Origin of the sequence: Ancylobacter oerskovii (assembly GCF_018390555.1) — a bacterium.
Taxonomy (GTDB): Bacteria; Pseudomonadota; Alphaproteobacteria; order Rhizobiales; family Xanthobacteraceae; genus Ancylobacter; species Ancylobacter oerskovii.
Window position 1 is genome coordinate 818206 of sequence record NZ_JAHBGB010000044.1, and the last position, 20817, is coordinate 839022.

General features: G+C 67.8%; 16 protein-coding genes. All 16 read left to right on the forward strand.

Going from position 1 to position 20817, the window contains the following annotated elements; all coding sequences use genetic code 11:
- Window positions 1-9 precede the first annotated feature (9 nt).
- Window positions 10-1692, forward strand: a complete 1683-nt coding sequence (locus KHC19_RS24915) for a ribonuclease J (RefSeq protein WP_343207796.1) — start codon at window positions 10-12, stop codon at window positions 1690-1692.
- Between the two features lie 53 nt (window positions 1693-1745).
- Window positions 1746-2150 (forward strand): methylmalonyl-CoA epimerase, encoded by a 405-nt coding sequence (gene mce, locus KHC19_RS24920; RefSeq protein WP_213356279.1) that lies wholly within the window; start codon window positions 1746-1748, stop codon window positions 2148-2150.
- A gap of 3 nt (window positions 2151-2153) precedes the next feature.
- Window positions 2154-2423, forward strand: coding sequence for a DUF1467 family protein (locus KHC19_RS24925; protein ID WP_213356281.1), 270 nt, complete (start codon window positions 2154-2156; stop codon window positions 2421-2423).
- A gap of 699 nt (window positions 2424-3122) precedes the next feature.
- The gene (gene proS / locus KHC19_RS24930; protein WP_213356283.1) at window positions 3123-4445 is read left to right on the forward strand and encodes a proline--tRNA ligase; all 1323 of its coding nucleotides are present in this window, start codon (window positions 3123-3125) and stop codon (window positions 4443-4445) included.
- 95 nt (window positions 4446-4540) lie between these two features.
- Window positions 4541-5848: a lipoprotein-releasing ABC transporter permease subunit gene (locus tag KHC19_RS24935; RefSeq protein WP_213356453.1), complete on the forward strand. Its 1308-nt coding sequence runs from the start codon at window positions 4541-4543 to the stop codon at window positions 5846-5848.
- Window positions 5849-5855: 7 nt separating this feature from the next.
- Window positions 5856-6536: an ABC transporter ATP-binding protein gene (locus KHC19_RS24940; protein WP_213356284.1), complete on the forward strand. Its 681-nt coding sequence runs from the start codon at window positions 5856-5858 to the stop codon at window positions 6534-6536.
- Between the two features lie 84 nt (window positions 6537-6620).
- Window positions 6621-7076, forward strand: coding sequence for a hypothetical protein (locus KHC19_RS24945; protein WP_213356286.1), 456 nt, complete (start codon window positions 6621-6623; stop codon window positions 7074-7076).
- 356 nt (window positions 7077-7432) lie between these two features.
- Window positions 7433-10867, forward strand: a complete 3435-nt coding sequence (dnaE, locus tag KHC19_RS24950; RefSeq protein WP_213356288.1) for a DNA polymerase III subunit alpha — start codon at window positions 7433-7435, stop codon at window positions 10865-10867.
- A gap of 726 nt (window positions 10868-11593) precedes the next feature.
- Window positions 11594-12592: a 30S ribosomal protein S2 gene (locus tag KHC19_RS24955; RefSeq protein WP_213356290.1), complete on the forward strand. Its 999-nt coding sequence runs from the start codon at window positions 11594-11596 to the stop codon at window positions 12590-12592.
- A 162-nt stretch (window positions 12593-12754) separates the two neighbouring features.
- A complete protein-coding gene (gene tsf / locus KHC19_RS24960; protein WP_213356293.1) occupies window positions 12755-13678 on the forward strand; it encodes a translation elongation factor Ts in 924 nt (307 codons plus the stop codon).
- A gap of 111 nt (window positions 13679-13789) precedes the next feature.
- On the forward strand, window positions 13790-14524 hold the full coding sequence (pyrH, locus tag KHC19_RS24965; protein WP_213356295.1) for a UMP kinase: 735 nt from the start codon (window positions 13790-13792) through the stop codon (window positions 14522-14524).
- Between the two features lie 159 nt (window positions 14525-14683).
- The gene (gene frr / locus KHC19_RS24970; protein ID WP_213356297.1) at window positions 14684-15247 is read left to right on the forward strand and encodes a ribosome recycling factor; all 564 of its coding nucleotides are present in this window, start codon (window positions 14684-14686) and stop codon (window positions 15245-15247) included.
- Between the two features lie 85 nt (window positions 15248-15332).
- Window positions 15333-16067, forward strand: coding sequence for an isoprenyl transferase (locus KHC19_RS24975; protein ID WP_343207797.1), 735 nt, complete (start codon window positions 15333-15335; stop codon window positions 16065-16067).
- A gap of 1 nt (window position 16068) precedes the next feature.
- Complete coding sequence (locus KHC19_RS24980) at window positions 16069-16887, forward strand: phosphatidate cytidylyltransferase (RefSeq protein WP_213356299.1); 819 nt, start codon at window positions 16069-16071, stop codon at window positions 16885-16887.
- 130 nt (window positions 16888-17017) lie between these two features.
- Window positions 17018-18163, forward strand: a complete 1146-nt coding sequence (gene rseP, locus KHC19_RS24985; RefSeq protein ID WP_213356301.1) for an RIP metalloprotease RseP — start codon at window positions 17018-17020, stop codon at window positions 18161-18163.
- Window positions 18164-18377: 214 nt separating this feature from the next.
- Window positions 18378-20771 (forward strand): outer membrane protein assembly factor BamA, encoded by a 2394-nt coding sequence (gene bamA, locus KHC19_RS24990; RefSeq protein ID WP_213356303.1) that lies wholly within the window; start codon window positions 18378-18380, stop codon window positions 20769-20771.
- The last annotated feature ends 46 nt before the right edge of the window (window positions 20772-20817 follow it).

The window sequence follows — 20817 nt, forward strand, 5'->3', positions numbered from 1 at the left end:
GGGAGTTGAGTGGTCAAGTCGTCGGACGAACTGGTCTTCGCCGCACTGGGAGGTGTCGGCGAGATCGGCATGAATCTCGGGCTCTACGGGTTCGGTCCGCGCCACAAGCGGCAATGGCTGGTGGTGGACCTCGGCATTTCCTTCGCCGGGCCCGACGTGCCGGGCGTCGACATCATCATGCCGGATGTCGGCTTCCTCGATGCCGAGCGCGAGCGCATCGTCGGGCTGGTGCTGACCCACGGCCATGAGGACCATGTCGGGGCGCTAGTCGACCTGTGGCCGCGCCTCGATTGCCCCGTCTACACCACTCCGTTCACCGCGGCGCTGGCGGAGGCCCGCCGGCTCGGCGAGCCGGGCGCGCCGAAGATCCCGTTCCGGGTGGTGCCCACCGGAGGGCGCGAACAGATCGGCCCGTTCGACGTCGAATTCGTGCCGGTCGCCCATTCGATTCCCGACAGCCACGCGCTGGCCATCCGCACCCCGCTGGGCCTCGTCGTCCATACCGGCGACTGGAAGATCGACCCGACCCCGGTGGTCGGCAACGTCACCGATCCCGCCCGCTTCAAGGCGCTGGGCGACGAGGGCGTGCGGGCGGTGATCTGCGATTCCACCAATGCCATCCGCGACGGCATCTCTCCCTCGGAGGCCGATGTCGGCGTGGTGCTGGCCGACATCATGCGCGCCTCGCCCAACCGCGTGGCGGTGACCACCTTCGCCTCGAATGTCGCGCGCATTCGCTCGGTGGCGGAAGCGGCGCATTCGGTGGGGCGCGAGGTGGTGCTGGTCGGCCGCGCCATGGAGCGGGTGATCACCGTGGCGCGGGAGCAGGGGCTGCTCAACGGCCTGCCGCCGTTCCGCTCGGTGGATGCCTATGGCTTCCTGCCGCGCGACAAGGTGGTGGCGATCCTCACCGGCAGCCAGGGCGAGCCGCGCGCGGCGATGTCCCGCATCGCCTCTGACGACCATCCCGAGATCGCGCTGTCGGCCGGCGACCATGTGATCTTCTCCTCGCGCACCATTCCCGGCAATGAGCGGGAGGTGAACCGCATCATCAACGCGCTGGTGCTGCAGGGCGTGAAGGTGACGACGGATCGCGACGCGCTGGTGCACGTCTCCGGCCATCCGCGCCGCGGCGAGCTGGAGCAGATGTATCAGTGGCTGCGCCCGCGCATCTCGGTGCCGGTGCATGGCGAGCCGCTGCACCTGTCCGAGCATGCCGAGCTCGCCCGCCGCATGGGCGCGCAGCAGGTGGTGCGCATCGTCGACGGCGACATGGTGCGGCTCATCGGCGAGGATCCGAGCCACGACGCCGAGGTGATCGAGGAGATTCCTGTCGGCCGGCTGCACAAGGACGGCCTGGTGCTGGTGGGCGATGCCGACCCGGCCATCGCCGAGCGCCGGCGCCTGTCCTTCGCCGGCTTGATCTCGGTGGCGGTGGCGATGACCGCCAAGGGCGAGGTGGTGGGCGATCCGATGATCGACCTCACCGGCATCCCGCAGACCGGCATCGGCGGCAAGCCGCTCGACGAGGTGGTGGAGGACGCGGTGCTCGATTGCCTCGACGGCCTGCCCAAGGCCCGCCGGCGCGACCCGGACGCGGTGGCGGAATCGCTGACCCGCGCCGTGCGCTCGCAGGTGAACGCCGCCTGGGGCAAGAAGCCGCTCTGCCATGTGCTGGTGATCACGGTATGAAGGAGCGCGCCGGCGGCTAGAGCCGGCGCGTCTTGCCGGCGGGAGATGCTGTCATGATCGGCCGTCTCAATCACGTCGCCATCGCGGTGCCGGACCTCGCCGCGGCGAGCGCGCTCTATCGCGACACCCTGGGGGCCACGGTGTCGGAGCCGGTCGATCAGCCCGAGCACGGGGTGACGACGGTCTTCATCGACCTGCCGAACACCAAGATCGAGCTGCTCGGCGCGCTGGGCGCGGATTCGCCGATCGGCAAGTTCCTCGCGCGCAACCCGGATGGCGGCATCCATCATCTCTGCTACGAGGTCGACGACATCCTCGCGGCGCGGGACAGCCTGAAGGCGGCGGGCGCGCGGGTGCTGGGCTCGGGCGAGCCGCGGCCCGGCGCGCATGGCAAGCCGGTGCTGTTCCTGCACCCGAAGGATTTCAACGGCACCCTCGTCGAACTGGAGCAGGCCTGAGCCATGTTCGGCATCGGCACCTATATCGCCATCTATTTCCTCGTCTGGTGGACGGTGATCTTCATGACGCTGCCCTTCGGCGTGCGCTCGCAGCACGAGGACGGCGCGGTACGGGACGGCACCGAGCCGGGCGCGCCGCAGCGCCCGCTGCTGCTGCGCAAGGCGATCGCCACCTCTCTCATCGCCGCCGTCATCGTCGGCCTGTTCGCCTTCCTGCTGGAGACCCACCGGCTGACGCTCGACATGTTCCCGATGCCGTTCAAGACCTATTGAACGGATGGGGGGAAGGCGCGCGGTGACCACCCGGTCATGAGCAGCTGCCGGAAGCATACTACGTAAACGCCGTCATGCCCGGGCTTAACCCGGGCATCCACGACTTCCCGCTGGCGCGCCCGACCAAAGACGTGGATGGCCGGGACAAGCCCGGCCATGACGTCGCTCTGGAGACCGAGCCCCTGCCGGCCTCATGTGAGAGGGCTGTCATGCCTGGGACAAGCCCGACCATGACGGTGTTTCGCCTGAGTTGCGTCGGATCCGGTGTCCTGCGGCAATTCATTGAGACCGGCAAAAAAAGAGGCGGGATCCGAAGATCCCGCCTTCTCTTTCTAATGGCCGCCCGCGCCTGGTTCTGTCCCGTTATCGGTGATCTGCCAGGGGGCTTTCTTGCCGATCATTCCTCCCGAGACCCGGGCCGGACGCCGCGCTTGAGCGTGGACGGGCGGACCCCTTTCTTGAGGCCAGCAACATAAGCCGGAATGAAGCCGCTTGTCATCCTTGCGCCGCAATAGATCGTTTGTGCAGCGCAATCGTCAAAAGTGCAGCGGGCGTGTGACAGCCGTTCAAATTGCCGTCGTCACAGGCGGCGAGGGCGGGGGAGGGGCGGGCGAGGGCTTGTCTTTTCGATGCCGATCCGGTTTCACTCGGCACCGTCTTTCCGGCCATCCGCGCCGGTCGAATCGAAAGTCCCGTCCGATGCGCCTGTCCCGCTACTTCCTTCCCATCCTGCGCGAAGTGCCGAAGGAAGCCGAAATCGTTTCGCACCGGCTGATGCTGCGCGCCGGCATGATCCGGCAGGAGAGCGCCGGCATCTACGCCTGGCTGCCGCTCGGCAAGAAGGTGCTGGACAAGATCTGCGCCGTCATCCGCGAAGAGCAGAACCGCTCCGGCGCCATCGAGATCATGATGCCGACCATCCAGTCGGCCGATCTCTGGCGCGAGAGCGGCCGCTATGACGACTATGGCAAGGAGATGCTGCGCATCAAGGATCGGCACGAGCGCGATATGCTCTACGGGCCGACCAATGAGGAGATGCTCACCGAGATCGTCCGGGCCTATGTGAAGTCCTACAAGGACCTGCCGCTGAACCTCTACCACATCCAGTGGAAGTTCCGCGACGAGGTGCGCCCGCGCTTCGGCGTCATGCGCTCGCGCGAATTCCTGATGAAGGACGCCTATTCGATCGATCTCGACTTCGACAATGCGGTCATCGCCTATAACCGTATGTTCGTCGCCTATCTGCGCACCTTCGCCCGGCTGGGGCTGACGGCGATCCCGATGGTGGCCGATACCGGCCCGATCGGCGGCAACCACAGCCACGAATTCATCATCCTCGCCTCCACCGGCGAGAGCGAGGTGTTCTGCCACGCCGACTATCTCGACATGCCGCCCCCGGCCGCCGATATCGATTTCCGCGACCCGGCGGCGCTGCAGGGCGCGGTGGACCAGTGGACCAGCCTCTACGCCGCCACCGAGGAAAAGCACGACGTCGCCGCCTTCGAGGCGGTCGAGGAGGGCAAGCGCCTCTCGGCCCGCGGCATCGAGGTGGGCCACATCTTCTATTTCGGCACCAAATATTCCGAGCCGATGGGCGCCAGGGTCACGGGACCGGACGGCGTCGAGCGCCCGGTGCATATGGGTTCCTACGGCATCGGCCCCTCGCGCCTCGTGGCGGCGATCATCGAAGCCTCGCATGATGAGAACGGCATCATCTGGCCGGACGCCATCGCGCCGTTCCAGGTGGGCATCCTCAACCTCAAGGTCGGCGACGCGGCGACCGACGCCGCCTGCGAGCAGCTCTACGCGACGCTCACCGCCAGGGGCGTCGACGTGCTCTATGACGACACCGAGGAGCGGCCGGGCTCGAAATTCGCCACCGCCGACCTCATCGGCGTGCCGTGGCAGATCATCGTCGGGCCGAAGGGCCTCGCCGCCGGCACGGTGGAACTGAAGCGGCGCGCCGATGGCGCGCGCGAGAACCTGTCCCTCGAGGCCGCGCTCGCCCGCGTGCTCGGCTGAGCGCGGGGAGCGGCGGAGGCGAGATGGCGTTCAAGGATGCGATCGGCAGCCTGATGGGCCGGGGGGGCAGGAAAGCAACCCCGGCCAAGGCTCCCATGCAGAAGGCGCGGAAGGCTGCCGCCGCCCCGGAGACGGGAGCGGAGCCTTCCGGCACGCGCCCGTTCAGCGCCTTCGAATGGATGCTGTCGCTGCGTTATCTGCGCGCCCGCCGCAAGGAGGGCTTCATCTCGGTCATCGCCGGCTTCTCCTTCCTCGGCATCATGCTGGGGGTGGCGACGCTGATCATCGTCATGGCGGTGATGAACGGCTTCCGCACCGAGCTGCTGTCGAAGATTCTCGGCCTCAACGGCCACCTGCTGGTGCAGCCGATCGACAGCCCGCTGACCGATTACGACGAAGTCGCCAAGCGCATCGCCGGCGTGCCGGGGATCAAGCTCGCGGTGCCGCTGATCGAGGGGCAGGCGCTGGCCTCCTCGGCCTTCAACGCTTCGGGCGTGCTGGTGCGCGGCATCTCGGAGACGAATCTCCGCGCGCTGCCCTCCATCGGCGCCAATATCCGTGAGGGCACGCTGGAGGGCTTCGACCAGGGCGAGGGCATCGCCATCGGCAAGCGGCTCGCCGATCAGCTCGCTTTGCATGCGGGGGACAACATGACCCTCGTCTCGCCGCGCGGGGCGGTGACGCCGATGGGCACGAGCCCGCGCATCAAGGCCTATCGCATCGCGGCGGTGTTCGAGATCGGCATGTCGGAATATGACGGCGCCTTCGTCTTCATGCCGTTGCCGGAGGCGCAGGCCTATTTCAACAAGGATGGCGACGTCACCGCCATCGAGGTCTACACCGACAATGCCGACGCCATGGAGAAATACCGGGCGGCCGTGCAGCAGGCGGCGCAGCGGCCGGTCTACATCGTCGACTGGCGACAGCGAAACGCCACCTTCTTCAACGCGCTGCAGGTGGAGCGGAACGTGATGTTCCTCATCCTCACCCTTATCGTGGTGGTGGCGGCGTTCAACATCGTCTCCGGTCTCAACATGCTGGTGAAGGACAAGGGCCGCGACATCGGCATATTGCGCACCATGGGCGCCTCGCGCGGGGCGATCATGCGCATCTTCCTCGTCACCGGCGCGGCGATCGGCGTCGTCGGCACCCTGGCCGGCTTCCTGCTCGGCCTCGTCGTCTGCCTGAACGTCGAGGAAATCCGCCAGTTCATCTCCTGGCTGACCGCCACCGAGCTGTTCTCGCCGGAACTCTATTACCTGTCGCGCCTGCCGGCGGAGATGAATGCCGGCGAGACCGCCTCGGTGGTCATCATGGCGTTGATCCTTTCCTTCCTCGCTCCGCTCTACCCGTCCTGGCGCGCCGCGCGCCTCGATCCGGTGGAAGCGCTGCGCTACGAGTGAGGCGGGAATGGCTGCCGCATTGCGCCTTCAGGGCATCGAACGCCGCTATGTGCAGGGCGAGGGCACGCTGGAGATTCTCCGCGGTGCCGATTTCGTGGTGATGGAGGGGCAGTCGGTGGCGCTCGTCGCCCCGTCCGGCACCGGCAAGTCGACGCTCCTGCACATTGCCGGGCTGCTCGAGCACCAGGACGCCGGCGAGGTCTATCTCGGCGAGCAGGCCACGGCCGGCCTGCCCGACGCCGAGCGCACCCGCATCCGCCGCACCGATATCGGCTTCGTCTATCAGTTCCACCATTTGCTGCCGGAATTCTCGGCGCTGGAAAACGTGATGCTGCCGCAGATGATCCGCGGCCTCGCCAAGCGCGAGGCGGCGGCGCGCGGCAAGGAACTGCTCGGCTATCTCGGCCTCGGCAAGCGGCTGGACCACCGGCCCGGCGAGCTTTCCGGCGGCGAGCAGCAGCGCGTCGCCATCGCCCGCGCGGTGGCCAATGCGCCGCGGGTGCTGCTGGCCGACGAGCCGACCGGCAACCTCGATCCGCACACCGCCGATCACGTCTTCCACGCACTGCAGCAGCTCGTGGACGCCACCGGACTGGCGGCGGTGATCGCCACCCACAATCTCGATCTCGCCGCGCGCATGCATCGGCGGGTGACGCTGCAGGACGGGGCCGTCGTCGAGCTGGCCTGATCGTCTGATCATTTTCCTTGCCGCGCCGACAGTCCGCCGCAATAATTTCGGGAGGGACCTCGGATGCGCTGAGGAGCTCACCGGATGGATGTCCTGTGGCTTGATCATCTGACGATGCTGTCCGTCGCCGTGCTCGCCGCGGTGCTGCTGATCGCCGCGTTGCGCCTGTTCGGCATACGCCATGTACGGCCGGTCGCCGAGCGACAGCTGGCCGGCGATGGCGGCTACCACTACGTGATCCATCCCACCGACACCCACCGGGCGAAGATCGGTCGCTTCTCCGAGCTTGCCGCCACGGCCTCCGGTTATGACTGCGTCGCCGAACTGGTGCCGGAGACCTCGAAGGCGCGCGATGTGCGCATCCATGTGGTGGTGGAAGGGGCGACGGTCGGCGAGATCGCCCGCCGCGAAGTGCGAAGCTTCATGGCGGCGATGGGCGGCAAGCCGGCACGCTGCGACGCGGTGATCGTCGCCCATCGCGAGGCCGCGCGCGGCCATTCCGTGCGGCTCGATCTCGACTGGCCGCCGCGCCTTTCCTGACATCTGCCGACGCTGGGTTTGCCGACGATTCGACAGGTCGCGTTATCCCTTTCGCAACCAACGACAGGAACGGAGAGAGAACAAAACTTGACCTGACGGCTTTTATCCCCGATGTTCTCTTTATGTTCCAAGTCGCCAGTCGCAAGGGAGAACGTCATGATCCGCATCCTGTTTCAGGAGCTCGCCGCGCTTTCCTCCATCGGCCTGTTCGTCGCCATGATCGGCATCTGGGCCGGCGTGTTCACCGGCGTCTGAGGATGGCGGGGACAGTTGCGGCGCTCGCGCCGTCGCGAGTGGACGCTGGCCGCCTTGATCCGCACCATGGACGCGAGTGAGTCGCGACAGGGAGGAAGATCATGGCCGAGGCGGATGTCGGATACGTCCATCTCCACCTTCATTCTTCCTATTCCCTGCTGGAAGGGGCGCTGCCGGTCGGCAAGCTCGCCGACCTCGCCAAGAAGGACCGCCAGCCGGCCATCGCGCTGACCGACACCGGCAATCTGTTCGGCGCGCTGGAATTCTCCGAGAAGATGGCCGGTGCCGGCATCCAGCCGATCGTCGGCTGCTCGCTCGCCATCGATTTCGGCGACCAGGCGGGCAGAGGGCCCGCCCATGCCCAGCGCCCGCGCATCGTCCTGCTGGCCGCCGACGAGACCGGCTGGGGCCATCTGATGGAGCTGGTGTCGCGCTCCTATCTCGATACGGCCGATGACGGCGCCCCTCATATCAAGGCCGAGTGGCTGGCGCCGCACCATGCCGGGCTCATCGCGCTCACCGGCGGGCCGGCCGGGCCGATCGACCGGGCCTTGGCGCTCGGCGCCGCCGATGTCGCGGCCCAGCGGCTGGAGGCGTTGAAGGAACTGTTCGGCGATCGGCTCTATGTCGAGATCCAGCGGCACGGCATCAGCGAGGAGCGGCGCGTCGAGCGGGCCCTCATCGAGCTCGCCTACCGGCTTGAGCTGCCGCTGGTCGCCGCCAACGAACCGTTCTTCGCCGCGCAGGACGACTACGAGGCGCATGATGCGCTGATCTGCATCGCCGAGGGACGCCTCGTCGCCGAGGACGGGCGCCGCCAGCTCACCCCGCAGCACCGCTTCCGCACCCGCGCGGAGATGATGGAGCTGTTCGCCGATCTGCCGGAGGCGCTCGCCAACACCATCGAGGTCGCGCAGCGCTGCGCCTATCGCCCGCGCACGGTGAAGCCGATCCTGCCGCGCTTCACCATGGAGCGCGACGAGGCGGAGGAGCTGCGCGTGCAGGCGGAGGAGGGGCTCGCCGCGCGCCTGAAGGTGCACGGCCCGGCGCCGGGGCTGACCGAGAAGGACTATGAGGACCGGCTCGCCTTCGAGCTCTCCATCATCGAGAAGATGAAGTTCCCCGGCTACTTCCTCATCGTGTCGGACTTCATCAAATGGGCGAAGGCGCACGGCATCCCGGTGGGACCGGGGCGCGGCTCGGGCGCCGGTTCGCTGGTCGCCTATTCGCTGACCATCACCGACCTCGATCCGCTGCGCTTCGGCCTGCTGTTCGAGCGCTTCCTCAATCCCGAGCGCGTGTCGATGCCGGACTTCGACATCGACTTTTGCCAGGAGCGCCGCGACGAGGTGATCCGCTATGTGCAGCAGCGCTATGGCCGCAACCAGGTGGCGCAGATCATCACCTTCGGTACGCTGCAGGCGCGCGGCGTGCTGCGCGACGTCGGCCGGGTGCTGGAGATGCCCTACGGCCAGGTCGACAAGCTGTGCAAGCTCGTCCCGCAGAACCCGGCCAATCCCATCTCGCTGAAGCAGGCGATCAATGACGAGCCGCGCCTGCAGGCCGAAGCCGAGGCCAATCCGGTGGTGAAGCGGGCCTTCGATATCGCCACCCGGCTCGAGGGGCTGAACCGCCACGCCTCCACCCACGCCGCCGGCATCGTGATCGGCGACCGGCCGCTGGCCAGGCTGGTGCCGCTCTATCGAGACCCGCGTTCCGACATGCCGGTGACGCAGTACAACATGAAGTGGGTCGAGCAGGCCGGGCTGGTGAAGTTCGACTTCCTCGGCCTGAAGACGCTCACCGTGCTGCAGACGGCGGTGCGGCTGATCGCCCAGCGCGGCATCGCGCTCGATCTCGGCACCATCCCGCTCGACGACAAGAAGAGCTACGCCATGCTCACCCGCGGCGAGACGGTGGGCGTGTTCCAGGTGGAAAGCGCCGGCATGCGGCGCGCCCTCGTCGACATGAAGCCGGACCGGCTGGAGGACATCATCGCGCTGGTGGCGCTCTATCGCCCCGGCCCCATGGCCAACATCCCCGTCTATTGCGCGGTGAAGAACGGGCAGGAGCAGGCGGTCTATGCCCATCCCGCGCTGGAGGGCAGCCTCAAGGAGACCTACGGCGTCATCATCTACCAGGAACAGGTGATGCAGATCGCCCAGACCCTGTCGGGCTATTCGCTCGGCGAGGCCGACCTGCTGCGCCGCGCCATGGGCAAGAAGATCCGCGCCGAGATGGACAAGCAGCGCGAGCGCTTCGTCGAGGGAGCCGTGGAGCGCGGCGTGCCCAAGGCCAAGGCGTCGGAGATCTTCGACCTGCTCGCCAAGTTCGCCGATTACGGCTTCAACAAGAGCCACGCGGCCGCCTATGCGCTGGTGTCGTACCAGACCGCCTTCCTGAAGGCGAACTACGCCACCGAGTTCCTCGCCGCCTCGATGACGCTCGACATGGGCAACACCGACAAGCTGGCGGAATTCCGCCAGGACGCGCAGCGGCTCGGCATCGAGGTGGTGCCGCCCTCGGTGAACCATTCGGGCCGGGAATTCGCGGTGAAGGACGGGCGCATCCTCTATGCGCTCGCCGCCATCAAGGGCGTCGGCCTGCAGGCGGTGGACGCCATCGTCGAGGCGCGTGGGGACAAGCCGTTCCGCGACCTCGCCGACTTCGCCGCCCGCATCAACGCCAAGGCGCTGAACAAGCGCACCATGGAGAGCCTGGTGAACGCCGGCGCCTTCGACGCGCTGGAGCCGAACCGTGCCCGTGCGGCGGCCGCCATCGAGGCGGTGCTCGGCCATGCGGCGGCGGCCGGCGCCGAGGCGGCGCTCGGCCAGGGCAACATGTTCGGCGGGCCCGCCATGTCGGCGGATCTGCGCATACCGAATGTCGAGGCGTGGCTGCCGGCGGAGAAGCTGCAGAAGGAATACGACGCCATCGGCTTCTTCCTCACCGGCCATCCGCTCGACGAATATGGCAAGGCGCTGGAGCGCTTCCGGGTGCAGCGCTGGAGCGATTTCGCCCGCTCGGTGCGCGCCGGCGCCAGTGCCGGGCGGCTTGCCGCCACCGTGGTGAGCAAGCAGGAGCGCCGCACCAAGACCGGCAACAAGATGGGCATTGTCGGCCTGTCCGATCCCTCGGGTCAGTTCGAGGCGGTGCTGTTCTCCGAATCGCTCAACCAGTTCCGCGACCTCCTCGAGCCGGGACGGGCGCTGCTCCTGCACGTCGCCGCCGAATTGCAGGGCGAGGACGTGCGGGCGCGCATCCAGACCTGCGAGCCGCTCGACGAGGCCGCCTCCAAGATGCAGAAGGCGCTGCGCATCTTCCTGCGCTCGCCCGATCCGCTGGAAAGCGTGGCGTCGCGGCTCGGCTCGCTCGGCGGCGGGCGCGGCGATGGCGAGGTGGCCTTCGTCCTGCTGCTGGGCGAGAGCGGCGAGACCGAGGTGGAGGTGAAGCTGCCGGGCCGCTTCGGGCTGTCGCCGCAGATCGCCGGCGCCATCAAGGCGGTGCCCGGCGTGGTGGCGGTGGAGATGCACTGAGCCCTGCGGCGGCGCGGAGCCTCCGCCGGCTTTTTCGTGGGCCTTGGCAACGAAGTGCGCAGTCAAGAGGCCTCCTCCCGCCCTGATCACCACCGCTCCGCGATCCGGGAGGACAGGAGCCGCCGGACCGGGAAGAGCGTCGATTCCGTGGATGGGAGGGCGCGCGGTACCGAATATTACCCGAGCCCCCTCGTTCGATGCCCTCGAGCCCCCTCATCCTGAGGTGCCCGGCCGCAGGCCGGGCCTCGAAGGAGGCTCGTTCGGGTGCGCTTCCACGAGCCCGCGTTCGGCCTGCCTGCGCTCTGCCCGCCTGCGCTCTGCCCGCCCGCGTTCGGCCTGCCCGCGTCCCGTTTTGTTTGTGCCCCGTTCTACCCGCGTCCCGGTTCGCCGGCGCCCCCGCGTGCCGCGAGACGGCGCATGCTGGCCGCGCCGCCCCTCGCGCACCCTCCGAGCAAGCACAATCCCCGGCCCGGTCGCGAGGATGCAGCCCGGCGCACCGCATGTCCGCAGGCCGGTTCGTCCTTCTGCCGCATCGTCCGCGGAGCGCGCGCCGCATCCCGCCACTCTTGCTTAACACCGCCACCTCGCGTATATGCGCCGCCATCCCGCACGCGGACTTCGCGGCCGGGCTCTCTTCCCATGGTCGAGGCCCTTCGCCGCTCCGGTGCCGATGCCGAATTCCCGGCACGGCCATGTCCGCGGAGGCTAACCGGAAGAGAGACGACGATGGCACTCCCCGATTTCACCATGCGCCAGCTGCTTGAAGCTGGTGTGCACTTTGGGCATCAGTCCCACCGCTGGAACCCGAAGATGGCTCCGTTCATCTTCGGCACCCGCAACAACATCCACATCATCGACCTCGCCCAGACGGTGCCCTCGCTGGCCCGCGCGCTGCAGGCGGTGTCCGACACCGTGGCCCGTGGCGGCCGCGTGCTGTTCGTCGGCACCAAGCGCCAGGCGGCCGATGCCGTCGCCGATGCCGCCAAGCGTTCGGCGCAGTATTATGTGAACTCCCGTTGGCTCGGCGGCATGCTGACCAACTGGAAGACCATCTCGCACTCCATCGCCCGGCTGAAGAAGCTCGAAGAGCTGCTCGCCGCCGGCGAGGGCGTCGGCTACACCAAGAAGGAGCGCCTGACGCTCCAGCGCGAGAAGGAAAAGCTCGATCGCGCGCTGGGCGGCATCCGCGACATGGGTGGCCTGCCGGACCTGCTGTTCGTGATCGACACCAACAAGGAAGACCTGGCGGTCGCCGAGGCGCGTCGCCTGGGCATCCCGGTGGCGGCGATCCTCGACACCAATTGCGACCCGGACGGCATCTCCTATCCGGTTCCGGGCAATGACGACGCCGGCCGCGCCATCAACCTCTATTGCGACCTGATCGCCCGTGCCGCCATCGACGGCATCGGCCGCGCCCAGGGCGATTTCGGTGTCGACATCGGCGCCGCCGAAGTGCCGATGATCGAGGACCTGCCGGCGGAGGCCGCCTGGTCGTCCTTCGAGCCGCTGTCCGGCCCGCGCGGCCCGGCCGACGACCTGAAGAAGCTGACCGGCGTTTCCCCGGCCATCGAGAAGAAGCTGACCGATCTCGGCATCTTCCACTTCTCGCAGATCGCCGGCCTCGACGCCGCCGACGCCCATCGCCTCGGCGAGGAAGTCGGCCTGCCGGGTCGCGTGGATGGCTGGGTCGCCCAGGCCAAGGAGCTGACCGCCGAGGTCGAGTGACCGGGGCGTAAGGCTCGCGGCGGCCATGGGCTGCCGCTCGGATCGTGAAGTCGCGGCCGGCCCGGAACCCTCCGGCCGGCCGTGTCGTCAAATGACACATGCACGAATGATACGTCGCTGGTGACACCTGCGATTCGTGTCGATTGGAATGAGGAACGGGATATGGCCAACATCACCGCGGGCATGGTGAAGGAGCTGCGCGAGAAGACCGGCGCCGGCATGATGGATTGCAAGAACGCGCTGGGCGAGGTCGAGGGCGACATCGAGGCCGCCATCGACTGGCTGCGCAAGAAGGGTCTTGCCAAGGCCGCCAAGAAGGCCGGCCGTGTCGCCGCCGAAGGCCTGATCGGCCTCGCGCTGGACGGCACCAAGGGCGTGGTGGTCGAGGTGAATTCCGAGACCGACTTCGTCGCCCGCAACGAGCAGTTCCAGGCGCTGGTGCGCAACATCGCCCAGGTGGCGCTCGCCGCCGGCGACGACGTCGCGGCCATCGGCGCGGCGGCCTATCCGGCCGGCGGCACCGTCAGCGAGGCGATCTCCAGCGCCGTCGCCACCATCGGCGAGCACATGAACCTGCGCCGCGCCAAGGAGCTCTCGGTGAATGCCGGCGTCGTCGCCAGCTACATCCACGGCTCGGTGGGCGAGGGTCTCGGCAAGATCGGCGTGCTGGTCGCGCTGGAATCGACCGGCAAGGCCGATGAGCTGGCCGCCCTCGGCCGCCAGATCGCCATGCATGTCGCCGCCGCCAACCCGCAGGCGCTCGACGCCGCCGGCATCGACGCCGATGTCGTCGCCCGCGAGCGCGGCGTGCTGGCCGAGAAGGCCAAGGCCTCCGGCAAGCCGGACAACGTGGTCGAGAAGATCGTCGAGAGCGGCCTGAAGACTTTCTACAAGGAAGTCACCCTGGTCGAGCAGGCCTTCATCCACGAGCCCTCCAAGACCGTCGCCCAGGCGGTGAAGGAGAGCGAGGGCAAGGTCGGCGCGCCGGTCAAGATCGCCGGCTTCGTGCGCTTCGCCCTCGGCGAGGGCGTGGAGAAGCAGGAGAGCGACTTCGCCGCCGAGGTCGCCGCCGCCGCCGGCGCCTGAGACGCAGCACGCGTTTGTTGATAAGACCACGCCGGGCCGCCACGAGGCGCCCGGCGTGTTTTAGTATGGGGCGGGGCGTGTCGGCGCCGCGCGAAGCATGGAAGGTGCCTCATGTCCGAAGCGGGCGAAGCGCAGGAAGTGTCCTACCGGCGCGTGCTGGTGAAGGTGTCCGGTGAGGCGCTGATGGGCAGCGAGGCGTTCGGCCTCCACTGGCCGACCATCGAGGGCATCGCCCGCGATCTCGCCGATGCCCGCGAGGCGGGCGCCGAGGTGGCCGTGGTGGTGGGCGGCGGCAACATCCTGCGCGGCGCCAGTGTCGCCGGCCGCGGCCTCGACCGCGCCACCGCCGATCACATGGGCATGCTCGCCACGGTGATGAACGCCCTGGCGCTGGAGAAGGCGATCGAGGAGGCGGGATCGCCCGCCCGCACGCTTTCCGCCATCCCGATGCCGACCATCTGCGAGCCCTATGCCCGCCAGACCGCCTCGCGGCATTTGTCGCGCGGGCGCATCGTGGTGCTGGCCGGCGGCACCGGCAATCCGTATTTCACCACCGATACCGGCGCCGTGCTGCGCGCCGCCGAGCTCGAATGCGACGCGGTGATGAAGGCGACCACCGTCGACGGCGTCTATACCGCCGATCCCAAGCGCGACCCGTCCGCCACCCGCTATGAGCGGCTGACCCATGACGAGGCGCTCGCCAAGGATCTCAAGGTGATGGACGCCGCCGCTTTCGCGCTGGCGCGCGAGGCGAAGCTGCCGATCATCGTGTTCTCCATCCGCCAGCCCGGCGCCATCGAGGATGCGGTGCGCGGCCGGGGGCGTTCCACCACGGTGGCGCCCTAGGCGGCATGTCATGCCGCAATGCGGTATGGAATAAGGCGTCTGCGCGCTTGCCTCGCGCGGCAAACCATCTGATATAGCCGGGTCCCGGCCGTTTGCGGCGCTGGTGCCGCCATGCGGGCCGCGTCGTTCGGGCCCGGCGCAGCAAGAAGAGGGTTCGCTATGAGCACTGGTCCGACCGATATTGCCGATCTGAAGCGCCGCATGCAGGGGGCCATCGGCGTCCTGAAGCAGGAACTGAGCGGCCTGCGCACCGGGCGCGCCTCGGCGAGCCTGCTGGAGCCGATCCAGGTGGATGCCTATGGCTCGCACATGCCGCTGAACCAGTGCGCCTCGGTGAACGTGCCGGAGCCGCGCCTGCTCTCGGTGCAGGTGTGGGACCGCGGCATGGTGTCGGCGGTGGAGAAGGCGATCCGCGATTCCAATCTCGGCCTCAATCCGCAGACCGAGGGGCAGGTGATCCGCGTCCGCATCCCCGAGCTGACCCAGGATCGCCGCCAGGAACTGGTGAAGGTCGCCCACAAATATGCCGAGGCCGCGCGCGTCTCGGTGCGCCATGTGCGCCGCGACGGCATGGACAGCCTGAAGAAGGCGGAGAAGGACGGCGACATCAGCGCCGACGAGCAGACCCGCATGTCCGATCAGGTGCAGAAGGCGACCGACCAGTCGATCGCCGAGATCGATCAGGTGCTGTCGACCAAGGAAAAGGAAATCCTGGCGGTTTGAGCACGGGCCCGGCGGCGCGGAGGCCTCCTTGAAGATCGCGAAGTTCGAGGCGTCAGACGACGTATCGGAAGGGGGAGGGCAGCCGGTGGCCGGCGTGCCCGCCGGCCGTGCGCCGCGGCACGTCGCCATCATCATGGATGGCAATGGCCGCTGGGCGACCTCGCACGGCCTGCCGCGCTTCGAGGGGCATCGTCGCGGCGTCGAGGCGGTCCGGCGCACCATTGCCGCCGCCATCGACCTCGGTGTCGAGGCGCTGACCGTCTTCAGCTTCTCCAGCGAGAACTGGACCCGCCCCGAGGGCGAGGTCGACGAGCTGATGGGGCTGTTGAAGCTGTTCATCCGCAAGGATCTGCAGGACCTTCACGCCCGCAACGTGCGGGTGCGCATCCTCGGCGAGGGGCATCCGCGCGACGGCGAGATCCAGGCGATGCTGCGCGAGACCGAGGCACTGACCGGCGGCAATACCGGGCTCACGCTGGCGGTCGCCTTCAATTACGGCTCGCAGAACGAGATCGCCCGTGCCGCCCGCGCCCTGGCGCGCGAGGTCGCGGCGGGGCGCCTGTCGCCGGAGGAGATCACCCCGGCGCGGCTCGCCGGTGCGCTCGACACCGCCGGCCTGCCGCCGCTCGACCTCGTCATCCGCACCAGCGGCGAGCAGCGGCTGTCCAACTTCCTGCTCTGGCAGGCGGCTTATGCCGAGCTGGTCTTCCTGCCGGTGCTGTGGCCGGATTTCGATCGCGGCTGGTTCGAGCGGGCGCTGCAGGAATTCGCCGGCCGCGAGCGCCGGTTCGGCGGCCTCGATGCGGCGGGGCGCTCGTGACTTGAACATCGGTGCGGATTTCCTGCCTCGTCTGGGCTCGGCGCTGGTGCTGGGGCCGATGGTCATTGCCGCGGCGGCGTGGGGAGGGCGGCCTTTCGTCCTTCTGTGCTTCCTCGCCAGCCTGATGCTGCTGTGGGAATGGGCGAAGATGGTGCGGCTGCCGCGCCTGCCGGTGGTTCTCGGCCTGGGCGGCGGCGGCATCGCCTGCGCGCTGTTCGCGCTGGTGGCCGGTCCGCCGCAGCTGATTCTCGCGCTGCCGGCCGGGGCGCTGGCGGCGGCGCTCATGGTGCGGGGCGCGCTGTCGCTGCGGTTCTGGGCGCTGGTCGGCGTGTTCTACGCCGGCGCCCTGGCCTGCTCGTTGACCCTGCTGCGGCTCGATTCCGCGCTGGGGCTCGTCGCGGTAGTCTGGCTGCTGGCCGTGGTATGGACCACCGATGTCGCCGCCTATTTCTGCGGGAGGCTGATCGGCGGGCCGAAGCTGTGGCCGCGGGTGAGTCCCAACAAGACCTGGTCGGGCTCCATCGGCGGCGTGGTGTTCGCGGTGGCGGCGGGCATGCTGACCGTGCGGCTCGCCGGCGTCGATTCCGCCTTCTTCGCCGCCCCGGCGGCCTTTGCCGCCAGTATCTGCTGCCAGGCCGGCGACCTGTTCGAATCGGCGATGAAGCGGCGCTTCGGAGTGAAGGATTCCGGCCATCTCATTCCCGGCCATGGCGGGCTGATGGACCGGCTGGACGGGCTGGTGGCGGCGGCGCTGCTCGCCGGGCTGATCGGCGTGCTGCGGCATCCCGCGGCGCCGGCCGCCGGCCTGCTGGTCTGGTGAATGCGGCACGCCGCGCGGCAAATGTGGCGGGCTGCCGTTTCTCTGCCAAACTTGGCAGCGACATGATGATGGCAGCGTCCCTTGCGGGCCGGTTCCGGCCCGCGGTCGTCGTGCAGATGAGGAAAGCGAAATGAGTATGCTCTCGTCGATGGGTGGCGGCGCCGAATGGCTGCTCGGCTATCTCATCCCCTTCCTCTTCGTGCTGACGATCGTGGTGTTCTTCCACGAGCTCGGCCATTTCTGGGTGGCGCGGCGCTGCGGCGTCCGGGTCGTCGCCTTCTCCATCGGCTTCGGGCCGGAGATCGTCGGCTTCAACGACCGCCACGGCACGCGCTGGAAGCTGTCGGCTATCCCCCTCGGCGGCTATGTGAAGTTCCTCGGCGACGACAACGCCGCCTCCGCCCCCGATCGCGACGGGCTGTCGCAGATGAGCGAGGCGGAGAAGAAGGTCAGCTTCTTCCACAAGTCGGTCGGGGCGCGCGCGGCGATCGTCGCGGCCGGGCCGATCGCCAATTTCATCCTCGCCATCGTCATCTTTTCCGCCCTGTTCATGACGGTGGGCCGGCAGGTGACGACGCCGCGCGTCGATTCCATCCAGGCCGGCAGCGCCGCCGAGAAGGCCGGCTTCCAGCCGCATGACCTGATCCTGTCCATCGACGGCACGCCGATCGAATCCTTCGGCGACATGCAGCGCATCGTCAGCGCCAGCGCCGACGTGCCGCTCAGCGTGGAGATCGATCGCGGCGGCGAGCGCCGCACGCTCAGCGCGACGCCGGACCGCCGCGAGATCACCGATACCTTCGGCAATGTGCACCGCATCGGCGTGCTCGGCATTTCGCGCTCCACCGGGGCGGGCGAGGTGACGACCCAGCGATTCGGGCCCGTGGAGGCCGTCGGCCTCGCCGGCAAGGAGGTGTGGTTCATCGTCGACCGCACCTTCTCCTATCTCGGCGGGGTGATCACCGGGCGCGAATCCGCCGATCAGCTCGGCGGGCCGATTCGGATCGCCCAGGTGTCGGGGCAGGTGGCGACCTTCGGTATCGGCGCGCTGCTGCAACTGGCGGCGGTGCTGTCGGTTTCGATCGGTCTTCTTAACCTCTTTCCCGTACCCTTGCTGGATGGCGGACACCTGATGTTCTACGCCATCGAGGCGCTGCGCGGCCGTCCGCTCAGCGATCGGGCGCAGGAGGTCGGGTTCCGCATCGGTCTTGCCTTGGTCCTGATGCTGATGCTGTTCGCAACGTGGAACGATATTCTCAATATTTCAAAATCTTGACGCCCGTCCGCCTGAGCGTTGCCGACGTGCCACGGCGTCGGGAAAAGGCAATCGGGCGACAGGGGCTTCGGTTTGCAGGCCTGCCAAAAGCCTGTACAAGCGGAGCGCTGGGTGAAAGATCGCGCCTGTTTGCGCTTGCGTGAGCAGTGCCGGCTTCAGAACAACGATATAGGTTGCGCACCAAATGGCTGTAAGTGTCCGGTTCGTGAGTAAGATGGCTTCGGTCCTGGGCGTCGTCGCCCTGATGGCCGTGGCGGGGGTCGCCGGATCCATTGTTGCGCCTGTCGGCGCCGTTGCGCAGACGGCGAATTCCATCATCGTCGAAGGTAATCGCCGCGTCGACGCCGAGACGGTGCGCTCCTATTTCGGTACGCCGCCGCTCACCCCGGCCAAGATCGACGAGGGCCTGAAGGCGCTCTACGCCACCGGCCTGTTCTCCGATGTGCGCGTCTCGAATCGCGGCGGCCGCCTGGTGGTGAGCGTCGAGGAGAACGAGGTGGTCAATCGCGTTGCCTTCGAGGGCAACAAGAAGATCAAGGACGAGCAGCTCGCCGGCGAGGTGCAGTCCAAGGCGCGTGCGCCGTTCTCCCGCACCACCGTGCAGGCCGATACCCAGCGCATCATCGAGCTCTATCACCGCGCCGGCCGCTACGACGTGCGCGTCGAGCCCAAGACCATCGATCGCGGCCAGGGCCGCGTCGACCTCGTCTTCGAGATCACCGAGGGCGAGAAGCTGGGCGTCGCCGAGATCAAGTTCGTCGGCAACAAGGCGTATTCGGACTGGAAGCTCAAGGACGAGCTGACCACCACCGAGACCAACTGGCTGTCCTGGCTGAAGAATACCGACGTCTACGACGTCGATCGCATCAATTCCGACCAGGAGCTGCTGCGCCGCTTCTATCTGAAGAACGGCTATGCCGACTTTCGCATCGTGTCGGTGACCGCCGACCTCGATCGCAAGAAGGAAGGCTTTGTCATCACCTATGTGCTGGACGAGGGGCAGCAGTACCGCGTCGGCACCGTGGACGTCGTGTCCAACATCAAGGACGTCGACCCGGCCCGCATCCGTTCCGCGCTGCGCGTGGCCAAGGGGCAGGTGTACAACGCCGAGCTGGTCGAGAAGTCGGTCGAGAACGCCACCATCGAGGTGTCGAAGAGCGGCTATGCCTTCGCGCAGGTTCGTCCGCGCGGCGACCGCAATCCCGAGGCCCGCACCATCTCGCTGGTCTTCGCGGTGGAAGAGGGGCCGCGCGTCTATATCGAGCGCATCGAGATCCGCGGCAACACCCGCACCCGCGACTGGGTCATCCGCCGCGAGTTCGATCTCGCCGAGGGCGACGCCTATAACCGCGTGCTGGTTGACCGCGCCGAGCGTCGCCTGCGCAATCTCGGCTTCTTCAAGGATGTGAAGGTCACCAACGAGCCCGGCTCGGCGCCGGACCGCGTGATCCTGGTCGTGCAGGTCGAGGACCAGCCCACCGGCGAATTCTCGATCTCCGGCGGCTACTCCACCACGGACGGCTTCATCGGCGAAGTGGCGGTTTCGGAGAAGAACTTCCTCGGGCGCGGCCAGTTCGTGCGTCTTGCCGGCTCGCTTGGCGAGAACGTCCAGGGCGTCGATTTCAGCTTCACCGAGCCCTATTTCCTCGACTACCGCGTTGCGGCCGGCTTCGACCTGTCCTGGCGCGAGACGCAGGCCACCAGCTACAGCCCGTACAACACCACCACGGGTGGTGGCACGCTGCGCGTCGGCCTGCCGCTCACCGACGAGCTGACCCTCGGCCTGCGCTATACGCTGTCGCAGAAGGAAATCTCGATCGACGAGGACACCATCGCCGATTACGGCCAGCCGTCCTGGGCGCTGCTCGAGGTCAACAACCAGGCCTACATCACCTCGGCGATCGGCTACACGCTCAGCTACAACATGCTGGACAACAACATCGATCCGACAAACGGTTATCTGCTTGAGTTCAAGCAGGATCTGGCCGGCGTCGGCGGCGATGTGAACTACATCCGCTCGACCTTCGATGCGCGCTGGTACATGCCGGTGTTCGGCGACGTGGTACTGATGCTGCGCGGCCAGGCGGGTAACGTGACCTCCTGGGGTGGCGAGGACCTGCGTATCCTCGACAACTTCTTCAAGGGCCCGGATCTGGTTCGCGGCTTCGAGTCCAACGGTATCGGCCCGCGCGACCTGGCCTCCGGCCTCGACGGTTCCGACCCCGATGCGCTGGGCGGCACGCTCTACTGGGGCACGACGGCGGAACTGCAGTTCCCGCTTTCCTTCCTGCCGAAGGATGTCGGCATGAGGGGCGCGCTCTTCGCCGATGCCGGTTCGCTCTGGGACTATCAGGGCGGCACCACCTTCGAGAACATCGCCGGCTGGGAAAACAACCTGGTGGATTGCAGCGCGATCGAGGGTTCGAAGACCAAGGGCTACGCCAATGTCTGCGTCGCCGACAGCGACTCGATCCGCTCCTCGGTCGGCGTCAGCCTGATCTGGAAGTCGCCCTTCGGCCCGCTGCGCTTCGACTATGCCTGGGTGCTCTCGAAGGAAGACTACGACCAGGAACAGGCGTTCCGCTTCAGCGGCGGTACCCGTTTCTGAGACTTGCGCCCGATCATTGGCGGCCACATCACTGGCGGAATACGAC

Coding starts and splice junctions, on each gene's coding strand:
- mce (WP_213356279.1), top strand. CDS start 1,746: ATGATCGGCCGTCTCAATCACGTCGCCATCGCGGTGCCGGACCTCGCC.
- KHC19_RS24925 (WP_213356281.1), top strand. CDS start 2,154: ATGTTCGGCATCGGCACCTATATCGCCATCTATTTCCTCGTCTGGTGG.
- proS (WP_213356283.1), top strand. CDS start 3,123: ATGCGCCTGTCCCGCTACTTCCTTCCCATCCTGCGCGAAGTGCCGAAG.
- KHC19_RS24935 (WP_213356453.1), top strand. CDS start 4,541: ATGCAGAAGGCGCGGAAGGCTGCCGCCGCCCCGGAGACGGGAGCGGAG.
- KHC19_RS24940 (WP_213356284.1), top strand. CDS start 5,856: ATGGCTGCCGCATTGCGCCTTCAGGGCATCGAACGCCGCTATGTGCAG.
- KHC19_RS24945 (WP_213356286.1), top strand. CDS start 6,621: ATGGATGTCCTGTGGCTTGATCATCTGACGATGCTGTCCGTCGCCGTG.
- dnaE (WP_213356288.1), top strand. CDS start 7,433: ATGGCCGAGGCGGATGTCGGATACGTCCATCTCCACCTTCATTCTTCC.
- KHC19_RS24955 (WP_213356290.1), top strand. CDS start 11,594: ATGGCACTCCCCGATTTCACCATGCGCCAGCTGCTTGAAGCTGGTGTG.
- tsf (WP_213356293.1), top strand. CDS start 12,755: ATGGCCAACATCACCGCGGGCATGGTGAAGGAGCTGCGCGAGAAGACC.
- pyrH (WP_213356295.1), top strand. CDS start 13,790: ATGTCCGAAGCGGGCGAAGCGCAGGAAGTGTCCTACCGGCGCGTGCTG.
- frr (WP_213356297.1), top strand. CDS start 14,684: ATGAGCACTGGTCCGACCGATATTGCCGATCTGAAGCGCCGCATGCAG.
- rseP (WP_213356301.1), top strand. CDS start 17,018: ATGAGTATGCTCTCGTCGATGGGTGGCGGCGCCGAATGGCTGCTCGGC.
- bamA (WP_213356303.1), top strand. CDS start 18,378: ATGGCTTCGGTCCTGGGCGTCGTCGCCCTGATGGCCGTGGCGGGGGTC.